Here is a 3,524-nt window from a genome sequence, read left to right as displayed (position 1 = left end):
GCTTTATCTATTCCCAGCTGCCGAAGCCCTGCAGCGGCAAGCAAAACAGCAATGCCCAATATAAAGAGCAATTTAAAAGCCCTGCGCATCGACATCACTTCTTGTTCTTTCTCTATTTCCGGCACAGATGGGTTACCCCTGCAGCTTCATTATAAAGCATTATTCACCGGCTGAGTTTCAAGTTGAATAAAACTTTCGTTTAGATTCATGTTTGTTGAGATTCATTATGTATGCTATTATATAACTGATGTAGTGCAACGCTGTATTTCCGGAGGGGAACAATGCCGCCTAAAATAACCGGCTGTTACATTCCTGCTGATCGTGCAAAGCATTTTGCGAAGCGGGCTTCACCGATTGAAGTGCACGAAGTTTTGGAAAATACCGAGTTCCCACCTTTATGGGTAAGAACCAAATCACTCGGGCGGTCACCGGCCTATCTGGTCTACGGGCGGACGGCAGAAGGGAGATATTTATTAATCCCAGGGATTGTACTCTCTGAGCCGCCCTTAAAGAACATGTTTATGCCGGTAACGGTGCGGGAAATGACCGCAAAGGAGCGCGATTATTACCTGAAACACATTTAGGGCGCGGCATAATGCCGGGCAGCCAATTGGAACTTTTTTAGAAACCCCACTGCTGGTTAGGAGGTAGATAGTGATGACAAGAAAAGAGGTGCCCGAGTTCAAAAGCATCGAAGAGATGGCGGAGTTCTGGGATACCCATGATGCCACCGAGTTTGCTGCCGGCGAGGTGGAGGCGGTGGAATACAAGCCGAAACGCCTTGTCCTGACAGTACGCTTTGACGCCGGAGACATGCTGGCCATCAGCAGGGAAGCGCGCCGCCTGGGGATGGACCGCTCTACCTTTGTCCGAATGGCAGTAAAACGATACTTTGAGGCCCAGCACTAACCGCAGTTGAGGATGATGCTGCAGGTGTTCAATCGCCGAAGACAATCCGGAAAAAGCCGTTTACTCCCCGGCTCTATAGCTATACTCTATATATAGGGATGTTATGCAGAGGTGTTTTCGAATGCAGCTGAACATCTACGTTCCGGAAAGCAAGAAGGATTTGCTCGACGTTCTGAGCAGGACCGCCGCCCGCACCGGCAAGAGCAAGAGCGAGCTCGTCATCGAAGCCCTCGAGCGGTACCTTCCCGCCGTTTCCCAGCCCCCGCTCGGACGGTTCAACATCTTGCCTTTATTCTGTATTCCATGCTAAAATGTATGCAAACTTAAATAAATGTTGGAGGGAAACCTGTTATGTATGATGCAGATGTGGAAACAGTGAAACTGGGCGCGCGCGGCCAGATGGTTCTGCCTGCCCGTGTAAGAAAGGAACTGGGGCTCTCCGGGGGAGACGAAGTACTGCTTAGAAAAACGGGGAACGTCGTGGTTGTCACTCCCAAACCTAAAAGCTACGCCGAGCGGCTTTTCGGTCTGCACCGCCAGGTCTGGGAGGGCGTTGACCCCGATGCTTACGTGAGGAAGGAAAGGGAGCAATGGGAAAGCTGAAGCAGGTGCTGCAGGGCCACAGGGTGATTGCCCTCGACACCAACTGTTTTATTTACTACCTTGAGGCAGGCGCCTGGGCGGAAGAGCTCAAAAGCGCGCTCTTTGCTCCTCTGGAGCGGGGGAAATTCCGGGCCGTCACCTCCGTGCTAACTGTTGCAGAAATCCTGGTCAGACCCAAAACACTGGGGCGCGAAGAGGTCTGCGAGGAATACCTGATGCTCCTCTCCTCTTACCCGAACCTGGAACTCGCCCCTTTTACGCTTGATACTGCCGTGCGGTGCGCCGGAATCCGCAGCAAGTACCGGGTGCGGACCCCGGATGCCGTTCAGCTGGCGACGGCGCTGGAAAGAAGGGCGACCCTGTTCCTCACCAACGACCTGGAGCTCCCGGAGCAGGTCGAAACCGTCCAGGTGGCTTTCCTGAGGGACCTGCTGCCACCGCTTCCGCCCGGCTCTCACTCCCTGGGATAGGAATGCTGGCAATGCTCTTCAGGAGGCGAATAATTTACCTCTACTTCTAAAGGCGCGATAATCGGTGTTTCTGTCACAACCGGCTCCCCGGCGTCCTCAATCAGCGCGCAGGATGCGAACCTGCAACCCCCCGGCCGGCAGCCAGGTATTCAATCGCTGAAGACAATCCGGAAAAAATATTCCACGGAGGAACGAAGCTCAGCTGCCGCTGACAAACTCGACCGCTGGCAGCGATGAAACCACGACGCGCGAGAGCTCTGTAATCCTGCTGACTTGATCGATGTCAATACCAACCAGGCGACCCTCGGAGTCAAAGTCGAGAACTACTCCTGGGGCGGCCTCCCTGGAATCGACGCTTACTTTTTCTGAAAGCTCAATATAAAGGGAATCGGTTTCCGGATAATAACACAGCTTCATCTTTTCCCTCCTTTTGCCGGCTTGAAATCCCTGTCTGGAAAGGCGTTATGAACGGTCTCGCCATCTTCCAGCGTCACTACACGGAGATATTTGCCGATCTCTGGCACAAACATCCAGTAACGTACCCGCCCATCCGGTTGCCTCTCGGTGTGTTCTGGGTTACGCAGAACCGCTTCGCACCATTCACGCCGGATATAGGGGCGCTTTCGCAAGACTTGCTCCTCAAAGTACCGGGTAGTCTTCAAAACCAAAACCTCCGTCGGTTTCAGTATAGCATCCTTCTCGTTAGAGTCAAGGCATCACCCGCGTTCGGGGTACAATACTAGAGGTCTCTCCTCCTTGACCCCTGCTGCTCCAGCGCGCTTTGCCTTCTCAAAGAATATACCATCTTCGAAGCCGCCTGGCGTGGGCGGACGCAAATGCTTGGGTCTACCTGGAAGGGCCACGCTGAAAATTCTTAAAAAACAAGGCGCTGCTCAAAGAAGCGGCCGCGATCTGGTGAACTCAACTCTTGACCAAAAAAAGCAATCCGCGTAATAAAGTAAGGAGCACCGACATGCACAGGATTAAAATGACCTCAAAAGGCCAGCTGACGCTGCCCAAACAGATAAGGGAGAAGCTTCGCCTGCGGCGGGCAGGTAATCGTCCATTTTGCGGCAGACGGAGAGCCGGTTCTTCTGGAAATCTTCGAGGCAGGGCATTTTCTCCTGCGCTCGCTTTCCACAATTGTAAAGGTAGCAGTCCCGTGAGGAGAACTGAAAGAAGCGGCTGAAAGATAATTTTTCGTGGTATGGTATAATGAAATTTGGCAATCAACCAAAGGAGGTGCTTTAGGTGGCTTTTCTCATCCTTACCGAATATATCGAGCAAGGCATGGCGCAGGCCGTTTACGATAAGTTGGAGGATGGCACCTTCGCCGGGCGCATCCCGCTCTGCCCCGGCGTGGTTGCCTTTGGGAATACGCTGCGGGAATGCGAGAGGGAACTGCGTTCGACCCTCGAAGAGTGGATCCTTTTGGGGCTTAAACTCAAACACCCCCTGCCGGTGATCGGCAACATTGACCTCAACCAGGAGCCGCGCCATGACTCGCTGGGCGCCCTGTAAACGCCGCGATTTTATCAGCCG

8 protein-coding genes are annotated in these 3,524 nt (G+C 53.3%); 6 read left to right on the top strand and 2 right to left on the bottom strand.

The genetic code is table 11. The features are described from left to right. Positions 1-281 precede the first annotated feature (281 nt). The 5 genes from HPY90_RS15420 to HPY90_RS15400 all read left to right on the top strand — a co-directional run bounded on the left by HPY90_RS15420 (position 282) and on the right by HPY90_RS15400 (position 1,982). The gene (locus HPY90_RS15420) at positions 282-584 is read left to right on the top strand and encodes a hypothetical protein (RefSeq protein WP_287195806.1); all 303 of its coding nucleotides are present in this window, start codon (positions 282-284) and stop codon (positions 582-584) included. Positions 585-657: 73 nt separating this feature from the next. Continuing rightward, on the top strand, positions 658-909 hold the full coding sequence (locus tag HPY90_RS15415) for a CopG family antitoxin (protein WP_287195804.1): 252 nt from the start codon (positions 658-660) through the stop codon (positions 907-909). 121 nt (positions 910-1,030) lie between these two features. After that, positions 1,031-1,219 carry a YlcI/YnfO family protein gene (locus HPY90_RS15410; RefSeq protein WP_287195803.1) on the top strand — a complete coding sequence of 63 codons (189 nt, stop codon included), beginning with the start codon at positions 1,031-1,033 and terminating at the stop codon, positions 1,217-1,219. Between the two features lie 41 nt (positions 1,220-1,260). Beyond that, the gene (locus tag HPY90_RS15405; protein ID WP_287195802.1) at positions 1,261-1,512 is read left to right on the top strand and encodes an AbrB/MazE/SpoVT family DNA-binding domain-containing protein; all 252 of its coding nucleotides are present in this window, start codon (positions 1,261-1,263) and stop codon (positions 1,510-1,512) included. Next, entirely contained in the window at positions 1,500-1,982 is a 483-nt protein-coding gene (locus HPY90_RS15400) for a type II toxin-antitoxin system VapC family toxin (protein WP_287195800.1), read from the top strand. Before HPY90_RS15405 ends, HPY90_RS15400 begins: the two co-directional genes overlap by 13 nt. A 198-nt stretch (positions 1,983-2,180) precedes the next feature. Here the strand turns inward: HPY90_RS15400 and HPY90_RS15395 are convergent, their stop codons facing one another. Next, positions 2,181-2,399: a DUF2283 domain-containing protein gene (locus HPY90_RS15395; RefSeq protein WP_287195798.1), complete on the bottom strand. Its 219-nt coding sequence runs from the start codon at positions 2,397-2,399 to the stop codon at positions 2,181-2,183. Then, positions 2,396-2,644: a hypothetical protein gene (locus HPY90_RS15390; protein ID WP_287195796.1), complete on the bottom strand. Its 249-nt coding sequence runs from the start codon at positions 2,642-2,644 to the stop codon at positions 2,396-2,398. Before HPY90_RS15390 ends, HPY90_RS15395 begins: the two co-directional genes overlap by 4 nt. A 589-nt stretch (positions 2,645-3,233) precedes the next feature. On the opposite strand from HPY90_RS15390, the gene HPY90_RS15385 reads away from it, so the two are divergent. Then, positions 3,234-3,503 carry a type II toxin-antitoxin system HicB family antitoxin gene (locus HPY90_RS15385; RefSeq protein WP_287195795.1) on the top strand — a complete coding sequence of 90 codons (270 nt, stop codon included), beginning with the start codon at positions 3,234-3,236 and terminating at the stop codon, positions 3,501-3,503. The last annotated feature ends 21 nt before the right edge of the window (positions 3,504-3,524 follow it).

This window comes from Syntrophothermus sp., assembly GCF_013314835.1.
In the GTDB taxonomy this organism is placed as follows: Bacteria; Bacillota; Syntrophomonadia; order Syntrophomonadales; family Syntrophothermaceae; genus Syntrophothermus; species Syntrophothermus lipocalidus.
This window is presented reverse-complemented; position numbering and strand designations above follow the sequence as displayed.

What these genes read in the sequence shown, in the direction of transcription:
- HPY90_RS15420 (WP_287195806.1), top strand. Translation starts at nt 282, where the DNA reads ATGCCGCCTAAAATAACCGGCTGTTACATTCCTGCTGATCGTGCAAAG.
- HPY90_RS15410 (WP_287195803.1), top strand. Translation starts at nt 1,031, where the DNA reads ATGCAGCTGAACATCTACGTTCCGGAAAGCAAGAAGGATTTGCTCGAC.
- HPY90_RS15415 (WP_287195804.1), top strand. Translation starts at nt 658, where the DNA reads ATGACAAGAAAAGAGGTGCCCGAGTTCAAAAGCATCGAAGAGATGGCG.
- HPY90_RS15400 (WP_287195800.1), top strand. Translation starts at nt 1,500, where the DNA reads ATGGGAAAGCTGAAGCAGGTGCTGCAGGGCCACAGGGTGATTGCCCTC.
- HPY90_RS15405 (WP_287195802.1), top strand. Translation starts at nt 1,261, where the DNA reads ATGTATGATGCAGATGTGGAAACAGTGAAACTGGGCGCGCGCGGCCAG.
- HPY90_RS15395 (WP_287195798.1), bottom strand. Translation starts at nt 2,399, where the DNA reads ATGAAGCTGTGTTATTATCCGGAAACCGATTCCCTTTATATTGAGCTT.